The organism is Pseudomonas sp. S2_H10 (assembly GCF_054668285.1).
In genome coordinates this window covers 3,922,816-3,944,164 of sequence record NZ_CP162754.1, presented here as the reverse complement: position 1 = coordinate 3,944,164, position 21,349 = coordinate 3,922,816, and the positions used below count along the sequence as shown (strand labels likewise).

At 61.9% G+C, this 21,349-nt stretch carries 18 protein-coding genes; 9 read left to right on the top strand and 9 right to left on the bottom strand.

Going from position 1 to position 21,349, the window contains the following annotated elements; all coding sequences use genetic code 11:
- Positions 1-72 precede the first annotated feature (72 nt).
- The 3 genes from AB4O16_RS17615 to AB4O16_RS17605 all read right to left on the bottom strand — a co-directional run bounded on the left by AB4O16_RS17615 (position 73) and on the right by AB4O16_RS17605 (position 4,824).
- Positions 73-285, bottom strand: coding sequence for a hypothetical protein (locus AB4O16_RS17615; RefSeq protein WP_085717852.1), 213 nt, complete (start codon positions 283-285; stop codon positions 73-75).
- 244 nt (positions 286-529) lie between these two features.
- A complete protein-coding gene (gene aguA / locus AB4O16_RS17610) occupies positions 530-1,636 on the bottom strand; it encodes an agmatine deiminase (protein WP_160390732.1) in 1,107 nt (368 codons plus the stop codon).
- 275 nt (positions 1,637-1,911) lie between these two features.
- Positions 1,912-4,824 (bottom strand): aminotransferase, encoded by a 2,913-nt coding sequence (locus tag AB4O16_RS17605; protein WP_460155415.1) that lies wholly within the window; start codon positions 4,822-4,824, stop codon positions 1,912-1,914.
- 177 nt (positions 4,825-5,001) lie between these two features.
- Here AB4O16_RS17605 and rfbC point away from each other — a divergent pair, with 177 nt between their 5' ends.
- The 4 genes from rfbC (at position 5,002) to AB4O16_RS17585 (ending at position 9,324) form a co-directional block, all read left to right on the top strand.
- A complete protein-coding gene (rfbC, locus tag AB4O16_RS17600) occupies positions 5,002-5,547 on the top strand; it encodes a dTDP-4-dehydrorhamnose 3,5-epimerase (protein ID WP_460155414.1) in 546 nt (181 codons plus the stop codon).
- Between the two features lie 81 nt (positions 5,548-5,628).
- Positions 5,629-7,437 carry a sensor histidine kinase gene (locus AB4O16_RS17595; protein WP_160390735.1) on the top strand — a complete coding sequence of 603 codons (1,809 nt, stop codon included), beginning with the start codon at positions 5,629-5,631 and terminating at the stop codon, positions 7,435-7,437.
- Positions 7,434-8,828 carry a sigma-54-dependent transcriptional regulator gene (locus AB4O16_RS17590; protein ID WP_460155413.1) on the top strand — a complete coding sequence of 465 codons (1,395 nt, stop codon included), beginning with the start codon at positions 7,434-7,436 and terminating at the stop codon, positions 8,826-8,828. Before AB4O16_RS17595 ends, AB4O16_RS17590 begins: the two co-directional genes overlap by 4 nt.
- A 40-nt stretch (positions 8,829-8,868) precedes the next feature.
- Complete coding sequence (locus tag AB4O16_RS17585; protein WP_442097642.1) at positions 8,869-9,324, top strand: YiiD C-terminal domain-containing protein; 456 nt, start codon at positions 8,869-8,871, stop codon at positions 9,322-9,324.
- A gap of 125 nt (positions 9,325-9,449) precedes the next feature.
- On the opposite strand, the gene cysQ is transcribed toward AB4O16_RS17585, so the two are convergent.
- Positions 9,450-10,277, bottom strand: coding sequence for a 3'(2'),5'-bisphosphate nucleotidase CysQ (gene cysQ / locus AB4O16_RS17580; protein ID WP_160390737.1), 828 nt, complete (start codon positions 10,275-10,277; stop codon positions 9,450-9,452).
- On the bottom strand, positions 10,274-10,840 hold the full coding sequence (gene nudE / locus AB4O16_RS17575; protein WP_007972833.1) for an ADP compounds hydrolase NudE: 567 nt from the start codon (positions 10,838-10,840) through the stop codon (positions 10,274-10,276). Before nudE ends, cysQ begins: the two co-directional genes overlap by 4 nt.
- Positions 10,841-10,928: 88 nt before the next feature.
- Between nudE and yrfG the strand changes: the two genes are divergently transcribed.
- Positions 10,929-11,591 (top strand): GMP/IMP nucleotidase, encoded by a 663-nt coding sequence (gene yrfG / locus AB4O16_RS17570; RefSeq protein ID WP_160390739.1) that lies wholly within the window; start codon positions 10,929-10,931, stop codon positions 11,589-11,591.
- A gap of 126 nt (positions 11,592-11,717) precedes the next feature.
- Here yrfG and lysM read toward each other — a convergent pair whose 3' ends face one another.
- On the bottom strand, positions 11,718-12,158 hold the full coding sequence (lysM, locus tag AB4O16_RS17565) for a peptidoglycan-binding protein LysM (protein WP_034148493.1): 441 nt from the start codon (positions 12,156-12,158) through the stop codon (positions 11,718-11,720).
- A 129-nt stretch (positions 12,159-12,287) separates the two neighbouring features.
- On the opposite strand from lysM, the gene AB4O16_RS17560 reads away from it, so the two are divergent.
- The 4 genes from AB4O16_RS17560 (at position 12,288) to AB4O16_RS17545 (ending at position 17,295) form a co-directional block, all read left to right on the top strand.
- Positions 12,288-13,175, top strand: a complete 888-nt coding sequence (locus tag AB4O16_RS17560; protein WP_160390741.1) for a LysR family transcriptional regulator — start codon at positions 12,288-12,290, stop codon at positions 13,173-13,175.
- 92 nt (positions 13,176-13,267) lie between these two features.
- A complete protein-coding gene (gene fdhD, locus AB4O16_RS17555) occupies positions 13,268-14,107 on the top strand; it encodes a formate dehydrogenase accessory sulfurtransferase FdhD (protein ID WP_460155412.1) in 840 nt (279 codons plus the stop codon).
- Positions 14,104-16,452: an FdhF/YdeP family oxidoreductase gene (locus tag AB4O16_RS17550; RefSeq protein ID WP_460155411.1), complete on the top strand. Its 2,349-nt coding sequence runs from the start codon at positions 14,104-14,106 to the stop codon at positions 16,450-16,452. The genes fdhD and AB4O16_RS17550 overlap by 4 nt, the downstream gene beginning before the upstream one ends.
- A 354-nt stretch (positions 16,453-16,806) precedes the next feature.
- Entirely contained in the window at positions 16,807-17,295 is a 489-nt protein-coding gene (locus AB4O16_RS17545) for a glycine zipper domain-containing protein (RefSeq protein WP_460155410.1), read from the top strand.
- A gap of 66 nt (positions 17,296-17,361) precedes the next feature.
- Here AB4O16_RS17545 and AB4O16_RS17540 read toward each other — a convergent pair whose 3' ends face one another.
- From AB4O16_RS17540 to AB4O16_RS17530, 3 genes are all read right to left on the bottom strand, one after another.
- Positions 17,362-17,784 carry an acyl-CoA thioesterase gene (locus tag AB4O16_RS17540; protein ID WP_160390745.1) on the bottom strand — a complete coding sequence of 141 codons (423 nt, stop codon included), beginning with the start codon at positions 17,782-17,784 and terminating at the stop codon, positions 17,362-17,364.
- Positions 17,785-17,844: 60 nt separating this feature from the next.
- Positions 17,845-19,071, bottom strand: coding sequence for a 3-hydroxyacyl-CoA dehydrogenase (locus tag AB4O16_RS17535; RefSeq protein WP_460155409.1), 1,227 nt, complete (start codon positions 19,069-19,071; stop codon positions 17,845-17,847).
- A 68-nt stretch (positions 19,072-19,139) separates the two neighbouring features.
- Entirely contained in the window at positions 19,140-21,110 is a 1,971-nt protein-coding gene (locus AB4O16_RS17530) for a RecQ family ATP-dependent DNA helicase (protein ID WP_460155408.1), read from the bottom strand.
- Positions 21,111-21,349 lie beyond the last annotated feature (239 nt).

Below are 21,349 nucleotides of genomic sequence, written 5' to 3'. Positions count from 1 at the left end.
GGCAAAACCGTTGGACAAAAAAAAGCGCTGCCATCCCGGCAGCGCTTTTTTATCAATCCGTTGTTGTTCTTCTTATCCTTCCATCACATCCCACAACGCATCCAGTTCCGCCTCGCTGAACAAGCCAGCAGGGTAACGCTCGATCATCGTCCGGCGCGGATCAGTTTCGCTGATCTGACGCGTTCCATTGGACTTGAACCAGTGCGCCAGAATCTGGAGCGATTCGCTGTTTACGGCCAGGGGATGCAACGCCTTGTCGCTCACCACATTCACTTCGGCGTTCATTTCAGCGCTCTCTCCCGGTTTGTGAGCGGCTAACTTATCCAAGGTTTATGACAGAACATCGAAGTCCTCCCCTCCCCCGAGTTACACCAGCAGAGATACAAGAGCTGTGCCAAGGTTTCTGAAGTGTGGCCAAGTGGATACAAAAAAGCCCGCAACCCTGAAGGGCTGCGGGCTCTGTGCAATGTCGGAGGCGGATCTACAGCTTGAGGAATTTCGCAATCAACTCAAGCTGTTACAACCTCACTCACTCTTTGTGCGGCGCCGGTTGCTGCTGGGTAAGGCAGTGAATATTGCCGCCCCCCAGTAACAGTTCGCGACCAGGCACCATCACCACTTCATGCTGTGGGAACAGGCTCTGCAGGATCTCCCTGGCCGGGCCATCCTGCGGGTCGTCGAAGCACGGCGCGATGATGCCGCCGTTGACGATCAGGAAGTTCACGTAGGAACCGGCCAGACGAACCGTCGGGTTGCGTTCCTGAGTACCATCGACCGGATCGACACCGGCGCACTCTTGCTCGGTCGCAAACAACGGACCCGGAATCGGCATCTTGTGCACCGTGAACGGGCGGCCCTTGGCGTCGGTGCTGCTTTGCAGCACTTTCATCGCCGCCTGGCAGCGCGGGTAGTTCGGGTCCTGTGGATCATCGGTCCAGGCCAGCAGCACTTCACCCGGGCGCACGTAGCAGCAGAAGTTATCCACATGGCCGTCGGTTTCGTCGTTGAACAAGCCGTCCGGCAACCAGATGATTTTATCCACAGCCAGGTTCGCACTCAGCACCGCTTCGATTTCCGCGCGATTCATGTGCGGGTTGCGATTGCGGTTGAGCAGGCATTCTTCGGTGGTGATCAGGGTGCCTTCGCCATCGACGTGAATCGAGCCGCCTTCCAGCACGAAACCTTCGGTGCGGTAGCGCGGGCTGCGCTCGATCTCGAGGATCTTGCCGCCGACCTGCGAGTCACGGTTCCACGGCGAATACAGGCCGCCATCAAAACCGCCCCACGAATTGAAGTCCCAGTTCACGCCACGGACTTCGCCATTGTTGTTGATGACGAAAGTCGGGCCGGTGTCGCGGACCCAGGCGTCGTCGCTGGACATTTCCACTACGCGGATATTCGGCACGTCCAGGCGGGCACGGGCGTTTTCGTACTGGCCGGCGGAAACCGCCACGGTCACCGGTTCGAAACGGGCGATGGCCTTGGCCACTGCAACGTGCGCGGCTTGCGCCGGCTTGCCACCCAGGCGCCAGTTGTCCGGGCGCTCGGGCCAGATCATCCAGGTTTGGGTTTGGGGTGCCCATTCGGCTGGCATGTAGAAGCCGTCGGCGCGAGGGGTGCTGTTCAACGTGGTCATGGCTCAGGACTCCGGAATGGCTTTGATACCTGAAAAAATTGGAAGCGCAGTGGTACACGCCGTGGACTGTGCCACTTTATATCCGATAAATATCGGCTTTTAAAGCACCATACATCCAGCAATACAAAAACAATCGATGAAAAGCCGATATCAATCGAACTAACACCACCCTCCATGTGGGAGCGAGCTTGCTCGCGATAGCGGTCATTCAGTCGAAAAAACTGTGACTGACATGGCCTCATCGCGAGCAAGCTCGCTCCCACAGAGGTCAGTGTTTACAGCCCTTGCGCGAGCACCTTCGACAGCATGTCCACGAAGAAGTCCACGCTCTGCCGTGAAGTGACCATCGGTGGCTTGATCTTGAGGATGTTCAGGTAATCGCCGGTCGGCTGCATGAAGATCCCCAGCTCACGCAAGCGATCGCACAGTGCGGTGGTTTCTTCGGTGGCCGGCTCCAGGGTTTCGCGGTTGCGGATCAGTTCGACGCCCAGGTAGAAACCGGAACCGTGCACCGCGCCCACTAACGGATGAATATCGATCAAGGCTTCGAGCCGCTTCTTGAAGTGCCCGCCAACAACCTGGGCGTTCTCCCAGAGTTTTTCTTCTTCCATCACATCCAGCACGGCCATGCCGACCTGGCAACTGACCGGGCTGCCACCGGCGGACGAGAAGAAGTAACCCTCGGCTTCCAGCGCCTCGGCGATTTCCCGGCGAGTGATGACCGCGCCCAGTGGCTGGCCGTTGCCCATGCCCTTGGCCATGGTGATGATGTCCGGCACCACGCCCTGCTCTTCGAAGCCCCAGAAAAAATCGCCCATGCGCCCGTAACCGACCTGTACTTCATCGGCGATGCACACGCCGCCCCGGTCCCGGACCATGCCATAGACTTGTTGCAAATAGCCCGGTGGCAGCGAAATGCCGCCGGCATTGCCATACACCGGCTCGCAGATAAAACCGGCCAGTTGGCGTTTCTGCTCGGCGATTTTCGCCAGGTTGTGTTCGACGCTGCGCACATAATCCGGCGCGCTGTCGGGGCCACGGAACTCACCGCGATAGGTGTTTGGCGCGGTCACCGGGTGTACCCAGTCCGGGCGGCTGCTCAAGGCCTTGGGGTTGTCGGCGATCGAGGTCGACACCGAATCCGCGCCCACCGTCCAGCCGTGATAAGCCTCCAGCACACTGAGCATGTCGCACCCGCCGCTGTAGGCCCACGCCAGGCGAATCGCCAGGTCGTTGGCCTCGCTGCCGCTGTTGACCAGGAACACGCGGTCCATGCCGTCCGGTGACAGTTTCAGCAAACGTTCGGAGAACTCGGCCACGGCCGCGTAGTTGAAGCGCGAGTTGGTGTTGAGCAACGACCATTGGCGACTGGCGACCGCCGCCATGCGTGGATGGCCGTGCCCCAATACCGCAACGTTGTTGAGCATGTCGAGGTAGGAACGCCCCTGCATGTCGATCAAATGGTTGCGCCAGCCACGCTCGATGCGCGGCGGGTCGACGTAATAATGTTTTTGCGTGCGGGCGAAACTGGCGTCGCGCCGGGCCAGCAAGGTCGCGCCATCGAGTTCCGGCTCGGCGTCACACGCCAGCCCCAGCAGAGCCGCCGGTGACGGGCACAGTGCCTGCCAGGCGGCGGCGCGTGATGGCGTGCAGAACAACGGCGCATCGATCGACGCGCCACGGCACAACTGTACGAGCAAAGGTCCGCTGACCGAGCCCAGCACCTGGCCTTTGACCAGTGCCGCGCCGCTGTGCAGCGACGGTGTGACGCCCCAAAGCCGCACACTCAATTGCGGGCCGTCCAGTTGCAGCACGCCCGCCGACGGGTGATGCACCACCCCGGCAAACGGCGCTTCGACCGCCGTGCCCAGCGGCACACGCAACTCGACATGCAACGGGCAAGTGTCAGGCTCAACGTCGCTGTCAGGGCGGGTGTGGGACAGCCGGTACTGTCCGTAACGACTGGCCGCCAGGCCATGTGCCGCGGCTGCTTCATCCAACAGGCGCTGATCGACGCCCTCCTGCTCCCAGTTCCCGGCCTCGAAATGCGGGCTGAGCACACCCAGGTCGATAAGGGCGAACTCACGCCCCACCAGGCTCGGCAACAGCGGCGCAAAGCCCTCGCTGCCGATGGCCGCAAGACTCTGGCCGACGGCCGTGAGGATCGCCGCTTCCATCAATGCCAACGGTACCGACGTGGCCACACGGAAGATTTCCCATTCATGGACCAGGTTATCGCGGCTGTAGGCATTGCCCGGATCGATGCTGACCTGCTGTTCGCCGCTGAGCACCAACACCGCCGCACGGGCCACGATCAGCGGCCACAGCGCCAGCAGTTCTTCGTGTTGCAACGGGTTGACCGCGTGATAGGCCTGGATTGCCGGCAAAATGCAGAACGGATCGCCCTCGCCATGATGCAGCAGCGCGGCGCAGGTCACCGACAGATCGGTAATGCGCCAGGTGCGCACCAGGTCGCCGAAATCGATCACGCCTTGCAGCTGCCAATGGCGTTGCGCATCACGCTGCCACACCACGTTGTCGTCGGTGATGTCCATGTGAATGGCCTGCACCGGCAATCTGGCTTCCAGTGGCTGCAAATGCCGCTCGGCTTGCGCGGACGCTTCGACGATCAGTTTGCGCCGGGCTTCATCCTTGATCACCGGCAGCGAGTGCGCGATCAGGGCGTGAGCATGGCGGGCGTCCCATTGCAGGGTGCGCACCAGGCCCGGATGGTCGAAGTCCGCCAGGGCCAGGTCCATTTCACCGCACAGACGACCGAAGCCGGCCACCACCGTCGGGTTGAAATACTCGAGGCTGGTCAACGGCTGGCCTTCGATGTAGTCGAGCAGGCGAACGTGGACTGCCTGGCCAGCAACCTCCAGAGACAGCAGGTCTGCGCCGTTTTTCGCCGCGATGACACGCGGCACATGCACATCCGGGTGCTCGCCCAGATGCTTGAGCCCGGCATGCTGTGCCTGGAGCTCGACCACTGCGTAGTCGCCACGGCAGATTTTCAGGACGAAACGCCCGCGGTCGCTGTCGACTCGGTAGTTCAGGTCCTGCTGGCTGCCAAGGGCCTGCAACTTGCCACTGAACCCGTAATGTTCTTCCAGCAGTTCCAGCGCCTGCTGCGCAGACACCTGCGGGCTGGGCAAACTGGCGCGATGAATCAACGTGGCGAGCGGCATACAACGACCCCTGAAATTTTATTAGGCGCCTATATCGCCACTGCTTCGGGCGATACGCAACCCCCCGGGGCCGGCATGGCGCCATTTGGTGAAAGCGGGCTTTGTTCTGGTACTCGCCTCGATCAGCACTTTGCGCAAGAATGGCGGCCATTAAACGCACACTGCTGGAGAGCCACCATGAATGTTGTGACCACCGACCTGCCCGGTGTTCTGATCCTCGAACCCAAGGTCTTTGGTGACGAACGTGGTTTCTTCTACGAGAGTTTCAATGCCCGGGCCTTCAAGGAAGCCACCGGACTGGAAACTGAATTCGTTCAAGACAACCACTCCCGTTCGCAGAAGGGCGTGCTGCGCGGCCTGCATTACCAACTGGAAAATACCCAGGGCAAACTGGTGCGCGTCACGGCAGGTGAAGTGCTGGACGTCGCCGTGGATATCCGTCGCAGCTCGCCGCACTTCGGTAAATGGGTCGCCGTGCGACTGTCCTCCGACAATCATCGCCAGCTCTGGGTCCCGGAAGGTTTTGCCCACGGGTTCGTGGTCTTGAGCGAGTTTGCCGAGTTCCTGTACAAAACCACCGACTACTACACGCCGGCGGCCGAGCGCAGCATTCGCTGGGACGACCCGCACCTGGCCATCGACTGGCAACTGCAAGGCACGCCGCAGCTGTCGGCGAAAGATCAGGCCGGGGTATTTTTCAAGGACGCCGACGTCTTTGCCTGACGCTAGCCCAACAAGATGCCGCTGACCCAAGGCCGACAAGCCTAGGCATAATGCGCCTGTACCCACAGGCGCATGCTGCTCATGAAACCGACCCTTCCTCCCAGACCCCGTTGGCGCAGCCTGGCCCTGCTGGCACTGTGCCTGGCGCCGTTGCTGTGGCCGCTTGAGCATCTGGCCGAGCGCTATTACCGCAGCGAGCTGGCCAGCCAGAATCGCCAGACCCTCGACCTCTATGTCGCCAACCTGCTGGGCACCCTGCATCGCTATGAAGTGTTGCCACAGATCCTTGGCGACCTGCCGGCCCTGCGTGCCGTAGTCGGGGCGCCGGACGATAGCGTCACCCAGGGCAATGCCAACCGCCTGCTGAAAAACATCGCGACCCAGACCGGCGCTGAAGTCATGTACCTGATGGATGCCACCGGCAAGACCCTGGCCGCCTCCAACTGGGACAAGCACGACAGTTTCGTCGGGCGCAATTTTTCCTTTCGGCCGTATTTCAGCGAAGCCATGGCCGGGCGGCTCGGGCGCTTTTTCGGCCTGGGCACGACCTCCGCCAAGCGCGGTTACTTTTTCGCCGCCGGGGTGCGCGACGGCGAAAAAATCGTTGGCGTGCTGGTGGTCAAGGTCGACCTTGACCACACCGAAAGCCTCTGGGGCAAAACCCCGGAACAACTGCTGCTGACCGACCACAATGGCGTGGTCATCCTCACCTCGCGACCGGAGTGGCGATTCCGCTCGACCCGCCCGTTGAGCGAGGACGAAAGCAAGGCCATCACTGCGATCCAGCCCTATCCGACCCGCGACCCAAAACCGCTGAAGCTCAATCCCAATGCCTGGCTGACCCAGACCCAGCCAATCGCCGAAACCGGCTGGAATGTCAGCATCCTCGCCCCGCGAACCTTGATCGACCGCCCGGTGCGCACGGTGGTGGCCATCGGCGGTGCAACCCTGCTGGTACTGATGCTGTTGCTTGGCCTGATGATGCAGCGCCGTCGCCACTACCTCGAACGCATCGACTTCGAAGGCAAGGCTCGCCGCGAGCTGGAAGGCCGGGTCGCCGAGCGCACCAGCGATCTCGAAGGCCTGAACCGGCGCCTGAAACAGGAAGTGCTGGAGCGCGAACAGGCCCAGCAGGAGCTGGTCCGCGCCCAGGATGATCTGGTGCAGGCCGGCAAATTGTCGGCACTGGGCACCATGTCGGCGAGCATCAGCCACGAACTCAATCAACCGCTGGCAGCAATTCGCAGCTACGCGGAAAACGCCGAAGTATTGCTCGATCACCAGCGCACCGACGATGCCCGCGGCAATCTCAAGCTGATCAGCGAACTGACCGGGCGCATGGCTTCGATCATCGCCCACCTGCGCGCCTTTGCCCGGCGCGACCGGCATGCCCCGGAAAGCGTCGCCCTGCAACCGGCGCTGGACGATGCCCTGGCCTTGCTGGCCAAGCGCCGACGCAGCATGGAAGTCGAACTGATCCGCGACTTGCCCGCCGCCACCCTGTGGGTCGAGGCCGGGGAAACCCGCCTGCGCCAGGTACTCGGCAATCTGCTGGCCAACGCCCTGGATGCCCTGACGGAAAAAGGCCCGCCACGTAAACTCTGGCTAAGTGCCCAATCCACGGCCGAAGGCGTCAACCTGTACATTCGCGACAATGGCCCCGGCTTTTGCATGGAAGCCCTCGGACGTGCCAGCGAGCCGTTCTACACCACCAAGACCCGCACCCAGGGCCTTGGCCTGGGGCTGGCGATTTGCGAAACCCTGATGCGCGCCTTCGGCGGTGAACTGTCGTTCGCCAATCACAAGGAGGGCGGCGCCCTGATTACCCTGAAGCTGCGCGCAGGCGCACCGGGCGTGAGCCTGCAACCGTCCGAGGACCGAAGTGCATGACCATCGACAACCGCGTTCAGGTCGTGTTGATCGACGACGATCCCCACTTGCGCCAGGCCCTGAGCCAGACGCTGGATCTGGCCGGCCTGAAGATCCTGCCGCTGGCCGAAGCCAAGGGCCTGGCCGCGCAACTGGAGCGCGACTGGCCGGGAGTGGTGGTCAGCGACATCCGCATGCCCGGCATGGACGGCCTGGAACTGCTGAGCGAACTGCACGCCCAGGACCCGGAGCTGCCGGTGCTGTTGATCACCGGCCACGGCGATGTGCCGCTGGCGGTGCAGGCCATGCGCGCCGGGGCCTATGACTTTCTGGAAAAGCCGTTTGCCAGCGACGCCCTGCTCGACAGCGTGCGCCGGGCGTTGGCCCTGCGCCGGCTGGTGCTGGACAACCGCAGCCTGCGCTTGGCCTTGAGCGACCGCAATGAACTGAGCGCCCGCCTGGTGGGCCACTCACCTTCGATGCTGCGCCTGCGCGAGCAGATCGGCGCCCTGGCCGCGACCAAAGCCGATGTGCTGATCCTCGGCGAAACCGGCGCCGGCAAAGAAGTCGTGGCCCGGGCGCTGCACGATCTATCAAGCCGCCGCAACGGTCCGTTCGTGGCGATCAACGCCGGTGCCCTGGCCGAGTCAGTGGTCGAAAGCGAGCTGTTCGGCCACGAACCCGGCGCCTTCACCGGCGCGCAGAAACGCCGCATCGGCAAGTTCGAATTCGCCAATGGCGGCACCTTGTTCCTCGATGAAATCGAAAGCATGAGCCTGGATGTGCAGGTCAAGCTACTGCGTTTGCTGCAAGAGCGGGTGGTCGAACGCCTGGGCGGCAATCAGCTGATCCCACTGGACATCCGCATCATCGCCGCCACCAAGGAAGACCTGCGTCAGGCCGCGGATCAAGGGCGTTTCCGCGCCGACCTGTATTACCGCCTGAACGTTGCGCCGCTGCGGATTCCACCGCTGCGCGAACGCGGCGAAGATGCACTGATGCTGTTCCAGCATTTTGCCGATGAAGCCAGTGCCCGCCACGGCTTGCCGCCCCATGAACTGCAACCGGGGCAACGTGCCTTGCTGCTGCGCCACACCTGGCCGGGCAACGTGCGCGAGCTGCAGAATGCCGCCGAGCGGTTTGCCCTCGGGCTGGAACTGGCCCTCGACAACGGCACTCCGGATGGCAGCGCCTGCAACAGGGTCGAAGTCGTCAGCGGCGGTTTGAGCGAGCAAGTGGAGAACTTCGAAAAAACCCTGATCGCCGCCGAACTGGCGCGCTCGCACAGCTCCGTGCGCAGCGTCGCCGAAGCCCTCGGCATTCCGCGCAAGACTCTGCACGACAAACTGCGCAAACACGGTTTGAGTTTCTCGGACAGTGGCGCCCCGGCCCACCCTGACGACCTCGACTGAACTAACGTCCAATCATCCACTTCAAGCAAGAGGTCCCTGAATGAGCCGCGACAGTCGACAACTGGAATCAGTCCTCCATCACGACATTCCCCTCACCCGGGACATGGGCCTCAAAGTGCTCGACTGGCATGACCAGCAACTGCGCCTGCACTTGCCGCTGGAAGCCAACGTCAACCACAAGAGCACCATGTTCGGCGGCAGCCTGTATTGCGGCGCGGTCCTGGCCGGTTGGGGCTGGCTGCATCTGCGCCTCAAGGAAGAAGGCATTACCGACGGGCACATCGTGATTCAGGAAGGGCAGATCAGCTACCCGCTGCCGGTGACGGGCGATGCCAACGCCATTTGCCAGGCGCCGGATCCGGTGATCTGGAAGAAATTCCTGACCACCTTCCAGCGCTACAGCCGAGCGCGGCTGACGCTGCATACGCGGGTCGTCAATGAGGGTCGTGAGGAGGATGCGGTGCGGTTTGTCGGGCAGTACGTGCTGCACCGCTAAACGCCACTGCCTCTGCCTCTGCCTCTGCCTCTGCCTCTGTAGGAGCCGGCTTGCTGGCGAATGATGCAACGCGGTGTGCCTGACACACCGCTTCGCTGCGATGCGGCGACCCGACACGCCAGCTCCTACAGGGAAGCGAGTGCCAGCAGCTTCTCGCGCCAGGCCGCCTTCGCCGGCAGCGCCAGGAAGAACGCATTCAACAGCGACTCCCGCGCCGGATAACTGAACGGCTCACCACTCAACTCCAGCACCTCACCACCCGCGCCTTCCAGCACACCTTGCGCCGCCGCCGTATCCCACTGCGAAGTCGGTGCCAGGCGCGGATAACAATCCGCCGCCCCTTCGGCCAGCAGGCAAAACTTCAGCGAACTGCCGATATTGGCCAGTTGCAGCTCGCCAAGGCTCGCACTCAGCCCCGCCAGCAAACGCTCCTGCTCCGGGCTCGAATGGCGACGGCTGGCCACCACGGTGAACGACTCGCCTGGCGCCAGCGCATCACGCACCTTGATCGCCACCGGCGTGCCACCTTTATCGCCACGCCAGGCACCGAGGCCGGCACCGCCAACATAGAAACGTCCGTTGGTCGGCATCGACACCACGCCGAACACCACTCGACCGTTTTCGATCAGGGCGATGTTGACGGTGAATTCTTCGCTGCCGCTGATGAACTCCTTGGTGCCGTCCAATGGATCGACCAGCCACCAGCGCTGCCATCCGGCACGTACGCTTTGCGCAATGTTGGCGTCCTCTTCGGACAGCACCGGGATGCTCGGATCGAGCGCCGTCAGCCCGGCCAGGATCAGGTGGTGCGCGGCCAGGTCGGCAGCGGTCACCGGAGAATCATCAGCCTTCGCCGTAACGGCGGTGCCTGTGCGCCAGAACGGCAGGATCGCCTCGCCAGCCTGCAAGGCCAGCTCGATTACCGGTGCCATCAACGGATGCGGGAAATTCATGACTGGAACGCTCCGCGCTGAGTCAACAGGTCGCGGGCCAGATACAGCGCCGCCAAGGCACGGCCTTCGGTGAATTGCGGGTTTTGCGCCAGCGCCGAAAGCTCCCGCAGATTGACCTTGTCCACCCGCATAGGCTCGGGTTCGTCGCCTTCCAGACGCGCTTCGTAGAGGTCGGTAGCCAGCACCACTTGAATCTTCTGGCTCATGTAACCGGGGGACAACGACAACTCGGTCAAGTGCTCCAGTTGCCGCGCGCCGAAACCAGCCTCTTCCTTGAGTTCACGCTCGGCCGCCGCCAGCACGTCTTCGCCCGGCTCGATCAAGCCCTTGGGCAGCGACATTTCATATTCATCCGTGCCGCCGCAATACTCCTCGACCAGCACCGCATGCTCGGCATCGAGCATCGCCACGATCATCACCGCGCCGTACCCGGCACCCTTGCCGACCAGCCGCTCATAGGTGCGCTCCACGCCGTTGGAAAAGCGCAACTTCAGCTCTTCAACGCAGAACAATCGACTGGTGGCGACAATTTCGCGGGCGAGTATGGTGGGTTTCTGGCGCATGCAAAGCTCCTTGGCGTGAACGCGCTACTATAACGCGGCTTTCCCGTTTGTTTACGCCAGAAATCTTTCTACTGCCCGAGACGTTGCCATGCCTTCACTACCCTGGTCCGACATCGATACCGTTCTGCTGGACATGGACGGCACGTTGCTGGACCTGCATTTCGACAACCACTTCTGGATGGAGCACCTGCCCCAGCGTTACGCCGAACTGCACGGGGTCAGCCGGGCCATGGCCGAGATGGAGCTGCAGCCTTTGTTCGAGCGCAATGCCGGCCAGTTGCAGTGGTACTGCCTGGACTTCTGGAGCGCCGAACTGAAGCTGTCGGTGCGCGACCTGAAACTGGAAACCGCGCATCTGATCGCCCTGCGCCCGGACGCCGACACTTTTCTCGCCGCGATCAAACGGGCCGGCAAGCGCGTGGTGCTGATCACAAACGCCCATCGGGATGCGCTGTCGTTGAAGCTGGAAAAAATCGAACTGGCGCCGTACTTCGAGCGCTTGATCAGCTCCCATGACTACGGTTTCCCCAAGGAAAACCAGCAGTTCTGGGATGCGCTGCAAGCCGACATCGGGTTCGATCCGGCGCGCAGCCTGTTCATCGACGACACCTTGCCGATCCTGCGCAGCGCACGGGACTTTGGCGTGGCGCATTTGCTGGCCGTGCGCGAGCCGGACAGCCGCAAGGGGCCGAAAGACACGGCGGAGTTTGCGGCGGTTGGGGATTATCGGGATTTGATTGCCGGGCTCTAGACCGAGTTGCCCGCATCGCGGGCAAGCCCGCTCCCACAGGATCCGAGTCGTTCACGATGAATGCGATCGATACGATTCCTGTGGGAGCGTGGCTTGCCCGCGATGGCCATCACGCGGTTTGACGACTTACTCAGGAATCCGCAACGACTGCCCCGGATAGATCTTGTTCACGTCCTTGAGCATCGGCTTGTTGGCTTCGAAGATTTTTTGATATTTGTTGGCATCGCCATACACGCGCAAGGAAATGGCGCTTAGGGTGTCACCCTTCTCGACCACAACAAATTTCGCAGCCACAACCACCGGCCCGGTCACAGTGATCTGATCATCCACACTGCCAACCCCGGCAATATTGCCCACCGCCAACAGGATCTTTTCCTTCTCTTCCTGGCTCGCCACTTCGCCAGTCACCGTGACCTTGTCGCCATCGACTGTCGCCTGCACGTTCGGATTACCCAGGCCGACCTTGCTGATGTGTTCTTTCAATTGCTCACTGGCATTGGCGTTGCCTGGCGTCAGCAAATCCAGCAGCTTTTCGCCTGCTTCTTTCACAAAGCTCAAAAGACTCATGGTGCACTCTCCTTGGGTTTGGGGGTTCCAGACGCAAAAGCCTAGACCACAGCCGTCACTTGCGAATCCAACCCGACCAATGACCCCGCTTGCGATAGAATCCGCACCTTCCCAAACGCCGGAGCGAAGATGGACATCAAGCAGCTGAAATTCCTCATCGCTCTGGACGAAACCCGGCATTTCGGCCAGGCCGCCGCACGCTGCCATATCACCCAGCCGACCCTGTCCATGCGCCTGCGCAGCCTGGAAGAAGAACTCGACCTGCCGCTGGTCAATCGCGGCCAGCGCTTCGAAGGTTTTACCGCGCCTGGCGAGCGAGTGCTGGCGTGGGCGCGCACGGTGTTGGCGGCCTATGACGGCTTGTACGCCGAGGCCGCCGCCTGTCGCGGCAATCTGGTCGGTACGTTGCGCCTGGGCATGGTGCCGCTGTCGAGCTTCGATCCGCTGCCACTGCTGCAACGCCTGCACGCCGAACACCCGAACCTGCGCTTTGAATTGTCAGCGCTCAGTTCCGAACAGATCCTCGAACAACTGGCGAGCAATCGCCTGGACCTCGGTGTTTCCTATCTGGAGCGCCTCGACGCCGAACACTTCGATTCCCTGGCCTTCAGCGAAACCCGCATGGGCCTGCTCTACGATCAACGCTACTTCACCTTTGGCGAGGCGCCACTGAGCTGGGAATCATTGATCGAACTGCCACTGGGCATGCTCACCAGCGGCATGCACTTTCGCCAGTCCATCGACCATAACTTCCACAGCCGCGGCCTCACCCCGCAACCGCTGCTGCAGACCGATGCCGTCCATCAACTGCTGCAAGCCGTGCACGGCGGCCTGTGTTGCGCCGTGATGCCGTTGGACGGCGGCCTCGAAGGCCTGACCGAACACTTGCGCCTGCAACCGATCGAAAGCGCCAAGACCCTCGGCCGCCTGGGGCTGATCATGCGTCGCAGCGCGCCACGCTCGGCCTTGGCGGAGGCCTGTTTCGCGATTTACCAACAATCACCGACCGGCGCTTGATCGACGGCATCTATCGGTAGATCAGTAATAGCGATTAGACGCGACAAGTTGCCGCGCCTAGTCTTAAAGCTGATCAAACCGTGGGTGATGCCATGAACACCAAGCGCCCTTCCTGCGCGGCGCCTGCCCTCGAAACGCCCGCGCCCGCCGCCAGCCAGACGTACAGTTACAGCAATCTTGAATACTCGGAGTCGGACAGCACCGCGCTGGCCGAGGAAGTCGCGTTGGCGATTGCCTACAACGGCATCAGCCAGGCGGTGATGCTGGTAACGCCGACGGATCTGGAAGACTTCATTGTCGGCTTCAGCCTGGGCAGCGGAATCATCCAGGACGCCTCGGACATCTACGACCTGCAACTGACCGGCTCGGGCTCGGCGCAATACGCGCAAGTGACCATCGCCAACCGCGCCTTCTGGAACCTCAAGCAGCAGCGTCGGCAACTGGCCGGCACCAGCGGTTGCGGGCTGTGCGGCGTGGAGGCGGTCGAGCAGGCCCTGCCGGACCTTCAGGTATTGCCCGGCGCCCCGCTGCCACCCCTTGAATGGCTCGACGGCCTGCGCCAGCGCATCGGCGCCTTCCAGCCTTTGGGCCAGCATTGCGGTGCGGTACACGCTGCGGTGTTCATGAACGATCAGGGCGAGTTGCTGATGGGCCGCGAAGACATCGGCCGGCACAACGCCCTCGACAAGCTGATCGGCGGCCTTGTCCGCCAGAACATCCCGACCGCCGGCGGGCTGGCGATCGTCACCAGCCGCTGCAGTCTCGAATTGATCCAGAAAGTCCTGCGCGCCGGCATCCAGACGCTGGTCAGCCTGTCGTCGCCCACCGGCCTTGCCGTGCAATGGGCGCGCCGCCACAACCTCAACCTCATCCATCTGCCACAGAAGAATGCGCCGCGGGTCTACAGCCCAACGTTGGAGAAACAAGCGTGAGTCAACACCGTCAAGCCGACCAGACCCCTGTCCCTCGCTACAAGCCCTATAAAGGTCCTGCCGGTGGGTGGGGCGCACTGATCAGTGTGGCCCAGGCCTGGTTGACCAGCGACAACGCCCTGAAAAACCTGCGCATCATGCTCAAGACCAACCAGAACGGTGGCTTCGACTGCCCGGGTTGCGCCTGGGGCGATTCTCCGGAAAAGGGCATGGTGATGTTCTGCGAGAACGGCGCCAAGGCGGTGAACTGGGAAGCGACCAAACGCCGTGTCGATGCAAAGTTCTTCGCCAAGCACAGCGTCACTTCGCTGCTGGAGCAAAGCGACTACTGGCTCGAATACCAGGGTCGCCTGACCGAGCCGATGAGCTACGACGCACAAACCGACCGCTATAAACCGATCAGCTGGGACGACGCCTTCGCGCTGATCGCCAAACACCTGAACGGCTTGTCGAGCCCGGACCAGGCCGAGTTCTACACCTCGGGCCGGGCCAGCAACGAAGCGGCATATTTGTACCAGCTGTTCGTGCGCGCCTACGGCACCAACAACTTCCCCGACTGCTCGAACATGTGCCACGAAGCCAGCGGTGTGGCGCTGTCGCAAAGTGTCGGTGTCGGCAAAGGCACCGTGACCTTCGACGACTTCGAACACGCCGATGCAATTTTCGTCTGGGGCCAGAACCCCGGCACCAACCACCCGCGCATGCTTGAACCGCTGCGTGAAGCAGTGAAGCGCGGCGCGCAAGTGGTGTGCATCAACCCGCTCAAGGAACGCGGCCTGGAACGCTTCCAGCACCCGCAGCACGCGATCGAAATGCTGATGAACGGCTCCGAGCCGACCAACACCGCATTCTTCCGCCCGGCCCTGGGCGGTGACATGGCGATCATGCGCGGGATGGCGAAGTTCCTTTTGCTATGGGAGCGCGACGCACAGAAAACCGGTGCGCCAGCGGTGTTCGACCATGACTTCCTCAATGAACACAGCGCCAATGTGCTGGAGTACCTGGCGGTCATCGACGAAACGCCATGGGAGCAGATCGTCGAGCAGTCCGGCCTGACCCTGGTCGAGATCGAGCAAGCGGCGCGCATGTACGCCAAGGGCAAGAACGTCATCATGTGCTGGGCCATGGGCATCACCCAGCATCGCCATTCGGTGGCGACCATCCAGGAAATCGCCAACCTGATGCTGCTGCGCGGCAACGTCGGCCGCCCGGGTGCCGGCCTGTGCCCGGTGCGGGGCCACAGTAACGTGCAGGGCGACCGGACCATGGGCATCAACGAACGTCCGCCGGCAGCCTTCCTCGATTCCCTGGAGCGCCGCTTCCAGTTCAAGGTGCCACGCCACAACGGGCACAATGTGGTCGAGGCGATTCATGCCATGGCCGAAGGCCGGGCGAAAGTCTTCATCGGTCTGGGCGGCAACTTCGCCCAAGCCACGCCGGACAGCCCGCGCACCTTCCAGGCCCTGCAAAACTGCGACCTGACCGTGCAGATCAGCACCAAGCTCAACCGCAGCCATTTGACCCACGGCAAGGACGCGCTGATCCTGCCGTGCCTGGGCCGCACCGACATCGATATCCAGACCGAAGGCCCGCAAGCGGTGACCGTCGAAGATTCGTTCAGCATGGTCCACGCCTCCAACGGTCAGTTGCAGGCGTTGTCGAACCAGATGCGTTCGGAACCGGCGATCCTGGCTGGTATCGCCGCCGCGACTTTGGGCAGCCATCCCGTGGACTGGAACTGGCTGGTGGCCGATTACCGCCGCATCCGCGACCTGATCGCCGAGACCATTCCGGGCTTCAAGGACTTCAACGAGAAGATCAAGAACCCGGGTGGTTTTTACCTGGGCAACAGCGCCGGTTCGCGCAAGTGGAGCACCGCCTCGGGCCGGGCCAACTTCCGTCCCAACGCACTGCCCAAAGACCTGGTGCACGAACGCACCCGCGCCACCGGTGTGCTGCCGGACCTGATCATGCAATCAATGCGTTCCCACGATCAGTACAACACCACGATCTATGGCCTCAACGACCGTTATCGCGGCGTGAAAGGTCAGCGCGACGTGTTGTTCGTCAACGAGGCCGACATCATTCGCCTTGGCTTCAAACCGGGGCAGAAGGCCGACATCGTTTCGCTCTGGGACGATGGCGTCGAACGTCGGGTGAAAGGCTTCACGCTGCTGGCGTTCGATATCCCGGCCGGGCAGGCGGCTGCGTACTATCCGGAAGTGAATCCGCTGGTGCCGCTGGAAAGCGTCGGGGATGGCAGCCATACGCCGACGTCGAAATTCGTGGCGATCCGGCTGGAAGCGGCGAGTGAGACCGGGCTGATCATGGCCAGGTCTGCTTAATGTGTTGTCTGAACTGGCCCCATCGCGAGCAAGCTCGCTCCCACAGTCTTTTTCTGTTGTTCACATAATCTGCGTTCGACTGAAATCCCTGTGGGAGCGAGCTTGCTCGCGATGGGGCCAGACCAATCACCAAAAACTCCGGACCCTGCACTTTCCTTTCGCCCACAAAAAAGGCCGTTTCCTCACGAAAACGGCCTTTGCGAATAAGTAAAAGACCGGCAAAAAAACGTTAAGTTCCGCCCAAAAAACAGTAACTTGCAATATTGTATACAAGTCGTGTTATTCGTCGGATTTCGATTGTCACGCCCATTCCAGAGCCTCAGGATCGCGCCGTCATCCCCTTGAGGTTCCTCCATGAAGTTCTCCTCGATTCTCTTGTTGTCCCTTGGCCTGGTCAGTGGCATTGCCTCTGCCGGCGGCACCACCGAAGCCGGTGTAGGCGGCGCATTGGGCGGGGTTCTGGGCTCGGTCGTCGGTCAGTCGTTAGGCGGCAGTACAGGTTCCACCATCGGCGCGGCCCTGGGCGGCGCGGGTGGTAGTGCCGTCGGCGCAAACAAGCACAGCCGTGGCGAAGCGGCCATTGGTGGTGCGTTGGGCGCAGCGGGCGGTAACGTGGTTGGCCGCAGCGTGGGCGGCACCACCGGCAGCCTGATCGGCGCTGCAGCAGGCGGCGGCGCCGGTGGCGCGCTGGGTAACTACATGGGCAAAGAGTACGATAATGATGACGACGATCGTCGTTCGTATCGCGGCCATGGTGATCGCCGTTACTACCGTGACGGCCATCCGGGCCGTGGTCATGCCTATGGCCATCGCAAGAAGCACCACAAGTACTACCGCGACTAAGGCCTCGAGCGCCTCGCTGGCAGGTACAACAAAAATCGCAGCCCAAGGGCTGCGATTTTTTTTGCCTTACTGAGCCACCAGACGCTCCAGCGCCCCGCGCAACCCTGGCGGAATCGCCACGGGCTGATTCGACGCCCGATCGACAAACACGTGCACGAAGCGCCCTGCCGCACAGGCTTCATCCTCCCCTTGCTTGAACACGGCCAGTTCGTACTGCACCGAACTGTTGCCCAACTTGCCCACCCGCAGACCGATCTCGATGCGGTCCGGGAAAGCAATGGAAGCAAAGTAATCACAGGCCGAACTCACCACGAACCCCACCACCTCACCGTCGTGGATATCCAGGCCGCCGACTTCGATCAGGTAAGTGTTCACCGCCGTATCGAAGAAGCTGTAATAGGTCACGTTGTTGACGTGACCGTAGGCGTCGTTGTCGTGCCAGCGGGTGGTGATGGGCTGGAAGTGCGGGTAGTCGGTGCGTTGCGGCATTAGCGTTGCTTCCTGAGTGGGTTCGCCAGTCTAAGGCGAAAACCGCGTTGCCTTCATCGATCACTTGTCAGCGAAGCCCTTGCCCGCCGCCGCCAGTTCCCCGATCAACCGCGCCGGTTGCCAGTGATCGCCCTGACACGTCTCAAGGTCCATCAAGCGTCGATGGATATCCGCCAGCCCTTGCTGGTCCGCCCAGGCCATCGGCCCGCCCTTGTCGGCCGGGAAACCGTAACCGTTGAGATAGACCAGATCGATATCGTGAGCCGATCCGGCAACACCTTCCTGCAGGATCTTCGCGCCTTCGTTTACCAGCGCCAGCAAGCAGCGTTCGAGAATCTCCTGCGGGCCGATCTCGCGGCGCTGGAACCCCAGCTCCTCACTGACTTGCAGCACCAGTGCGTCGACCTGCGGATCGTGCTCGGCCTGACGACTGCCCGGTTCATAATGGTAAAAACCGTTGCCACTCTTCTGGCCAAAACGCTCCATCTCGCACAACCGGTTATCCACCTGAACCTCCGGCGCGTCCTGCCCGACCCCGGAAAGTTGCCGTGCGCGCCACTGCAGGTCGACGCCCACCACGTCGAACATGCGGAACGGCCCCATGGCGAAACCGAAGCCTTGCAGCGCTGCGTCCACCTGGTAGGGATAAGCACCCTCCAGCAGCATTTTCCGCGCTTCAAGCACGTAGGTATTGAGCATGCGATTGCCGATGAAACCATCGCAATTGCCCGCCACCACACTGACTTTGCCCATGCGCTGGCCGAGCGCCAGCGCCGCGTCGAGGACTGCCGGTGCAGTCTGCGCGCCACGGACGATTTCCAGCAGCTTCATGATGTGCGCCGGGCTGAAGAAATGCAGGCCCAGCACTTGCTGCGGCCGACGCGTGACCGCCGCGATAGCGTCGATGTCCAGTGCCGAAGTGTTGCTCGCCAGTATCGCTTCAGGTTTGAGCAGGCCATCGAGCTCGCGGAAAATCTTCTGCTTGAGCTCAAGGTTCTCGTACACCGCTTCAATGACCAGGTCGACATCGCGGATGGCCACATAACCATCGGCCGCGGTTACGCGCGCGACTCGAGCATCGGCTTCACCCTGATCAATGCGGCCCTGACGCACACTGTGGGCATAGGTGTCCGCCACGCTTGCCAGGGCTTGCTCGAGCATTTGCGGATTGTTGTCGACCCACTGCACGGCCACTCCGGCGTTGGCCAGGCACATGACAATGCCACGGCCCATGGTGCCCGCGCCGATGACGGCGGCGCGCTGAATATTCGACGGTGTCTGGCTCATGTTTTGTTCTCTTGTTGGCGATCCGAAGACAGCCACCACCATAGTCAGCCACCGGGCTTTTTTGAAATTTATTCCTGTGATGAGCAACATTCAGCGGATGGATGTAACCCTGCCAGATGCCTGTGCGCCCACTCCCGCACCTCGGCATACGGATAATCCTCCAGCGCCGCAAACCCGGAAATAGAGCGCGCCTTGAGCTTGGTAAACAACGGCACGCTGATCCCGCACAGAAACCGTGTCACGCGCTCAGCCGAGGGCAAGCTGCCCGTGTGCTGCTCGTGCCTGTGGATAAAACCGCCACACAGCGCCGCGAAATTCTTATCCACAAGCGCCGGCAGCTCCGGCGGTGCCGGTAGCCGCGCCACCTGGCCATGGCACACCGAACAATGGCCACACTGCTGCGGAGCATTCTGGTCGCCGAAATACTCGGCCAAGCGATAGCCAAGGCAACGGTCGGTGGCGAACAGATCCAGCATCGCGTGAATCCGCGCAACCTCGGTGCGCTCATGCCGAGTGAAATAGCCGTGCAGTTCCTCGCTCAACGCGATGTTGTCGAACCCGTTTTGCAGCACGCTGTAGACCTCGGTCATCTGCTTGCTTTCGAGCTCCACCCACCCCTTCTCCTGGAAGTAATCGAGCGCCTTGACCACCCGATTGCGCTCGGCCTGATGCTGCGCGTACAACGCCTCGAAATTCACCGTGGCCCAAGTCCGGGCGCGACTGGAGGTCTGGATGATCGCTGCGACAAAATCCCTGCGCTCGCCTTCGAAACGCGCCAATAACACCTCGGGCTCCTCCAGGTACTTGAAACGGTACTCGGCGTAGTACGCGTAGCGCGGTGCGATCAATCCGCGCAATTCGAGCTGCACCAGCAAGGTCTTCAGCGGCAACTGGCGAATGTTGCTCTGGTCGGCCAACGGCCCCAGCAGGAACTCCCACTGCCCTTCGGGCGCTGTGGCCTGCATCTCGTCAAGCACGCAACGGATGCCATCCAGCTCCGGCGTGTCGCCGTAGACGAAGTTCTCCAGCACGTTGAGGCTGTCGCGGTTGGCCAGCACCAGGCAATCCGACGGTTGCCCGTCACGCCCGGCGCGGCCGATTTCCTGACTGTAGTTCTCGATGGATTTGGGCAGGTCGAAATGCACCACGTTGCGGATGTCGCTTTTGTCGATGCCCATGCCAAAGGCAATGGTGGCGGCGATGCAGTTGGACTGTCCGCTCATGAAGCGACGCTGGATCGCTTCCCGTTGTTCATGGGGCAAGCCGGCGTGATAGGCCTCGGCCTGAATGCCGTTGCGGTTCAGGTGTTCGGCGATCTGCTCGGCGGTTTTCTGCAACGTGACATAGACGATCCCCGGCTGGCCCGGACGCTGGCTCATCCACTCGACGAGACGCCTGCGTTTATCCGCTGCGCGCACCGGCTCCACCAGCAGATTCAGGTTCGGGCGATAGAAACCGGTGGTCACCACATCGTCGGCGGCGATGGCGAATTTTGCCTGCATGTCGGCGATGACCTTGGGCGTCGCCGTTGCGGTCAACAGTAGAACCTGAGGGATGTTGAACTGGCGCTGATAGTCGGGAAGCTTGAGGTAGTCCGGGCGAAAGTTATGCCCCCATTCGGAGATGCAGTGCGCCTCGTCCACCACCAGCAACGAGATCGGAACTTGTTGCAGGAAATGGCGAAAACGCTCGTTCTTCAGGCGCTCCACCGAGATCATCAGAATCTTCAACTCGCCGGACCTGGCACGCGCCATGACATCGCTGGCGTCATCGCGGCTCTGCGCCGAATCGATGCTGCCCGCCGAGATGCCGTGGCGTTGCAGGAACGCCAGTTGATCCTGCATCAACGCCAGCAGCGGCGAGACCACCAGCGTGAGGTGCGGCAGCAACAGCGCCGGCAATTGGTAGCAAAGGGATTTGCCGGAACCGGTGGGGAAAATCGCCGCCGCCGAACGCCCGGCCAGCACGGCACTGACGGCCGCCTCCTGACCGGGTCGAAACTGTGGATAACCGAAAACCTGTTCCAGGGTGTTGTGCATAAGCTGTCACTCCGTTGACTGCCGCGGTGTCAGAAGCCTAGCCAGCGATCGCAGCGAGTCGAGAAAAGGTCGGGGGCAAAACGATACGGGATGATACAGCGGATGGCTGGAAGGGCTTGAGGAATCGGGCAACTCACCCACCGCAAAACTCGAAATGCCCGACGCTGTCCGAGAGCCCCTCTCCCGAGACTGACTGCGAAGCGGCTGAAAGCGTTGTAGGCATTTTTACCTCCAGCCAA

What these genes read in the sequence shown, in the direction of transcription:
- AB4O16_RS17595 (WP_160390735.1), top strand. Translation starts at nt 5,629, where the DNA reads ATGAAACCGACCCTTCCTCCCAGACCCCGTTGGCGCAGCCTGGCCCTG.
- AB4O16_RS17615 (WP_085717852.1), bottom strand. Translation starts at nt 285, where the DNA reads ATGAACGCCGAAGTGAATGTGGTGAGCGACAAGGCGTTGCATCCCCTG.
- AB4O16_RS17540 (WP_160390745.1), bottom strand. Translation starts at nt 17,784, where the DNA reads ATGCCGCAACGCACCGACTACCCGCACTTCCAGCCCATCACCACCCGC.
- AB4O16_RS17535 (WP_460155409.1), bottom strand. Translation starts at nt 19,071, where the DNA reads ATGAGCCAGACACCGTCGAATATTCAGCGCGCCGCCGTCATCGGCGCG.
- lysM (WP_034148493.1), bottom strand. Translation starts at nt 12,158, where the DNA reads ATGAGTCTTTTGAGCTTTGTGAAAGAAGCAGGCGAAAAGCTGCTGGAT.
- cysQ (WP_160390737.1), bottom strand. Translation starts at nt 10,277, where the DNA reads ATGAATTTCCCGCATCCGTTGATGGCACCGGTAATCGAGCTGGCCTTG.
- yrfG (WP_160390739.1), top strand. Translation starts at nt 10,929, where the DNA reads ATGCCTTCACTACCCTGGTCCGACATCGATACCGTTCTGCTGGACATG.
- AB4O16_RS17605 (WP_460155415.1), bottom strand. Translation starts at nt 4,824, where the DNA reads ATGCCGCTCGCCACGTTGATTCATCGCGCCAGTTTGCCCAGCCCGCAG.
- AB4O16_RS17585 (WP_442097642.1), top strand. Translation starts at nt 8,869, where the DNA reads ATGAGCCGCGACAGTCGACAACTGGAATCAGTCCTCCATCACGACATT.
- AB4O16_RS17545 (WP_460155410.1), top strand. Translation starts at nt 16,807, where the DNA reads ATGAAGTTCTCCTCGATTCTCTTGTTGTCCCTTGGCCTGGTCAGTGGC.
- nudE (WP_007972833.1), bottom strand. Translation starts at nt 10,840, where the DNA reads ATGCGCCAGAAACCCACCATACTCGCCCGCGAAATTGTCGCCACCAGT.
- fdhD (WP_460155412.1), top strand. Translation starts at nt 13,268, where the DNA reads ATGAACACCAAGCGCCCTTCCTGCGCGGCGCCTGCCCTCGAAACGCCC.
- AB4O16_RS17530 (WP_460155408.1), bottom strand. Translation starts at nt 21,110, where the DNA reads ATGCACAACACCCTGGAACAGGTTTTCGGTTATCCACAGTTTCGACCC.
- AB4O16_RS17560 (WP_160390741.1), top strand. Translation starts at nt 12,288, where the DNA reads ATGGACATCAAGCAGCTGAAATTCCTCATCGCTCTGGACGAAACCCGG.
- aguA (WP_160390732.1), bottom strand. Translation starts at nt 1,636, where the DNA reads ATGACCACGTTGAACAGCACCCCTCGCGCCGACGGCTTCTACATGCCA.
- AB4O16_RS17590 (WP_460155413.1), top strand. Translation starts at nt 7,434, where the DNA reads ATGACCATCGACAACCGCGTTCAGGTCGTGTTGATCGACGACGATCCC.
- rfbC (WP_460155414.1), top strand. Translation starts at nt 5,002, where the DNA reads ATGAATGTTGTGACCACCGACCTGCCCGGTGTTCTGATCCTCGAACCC.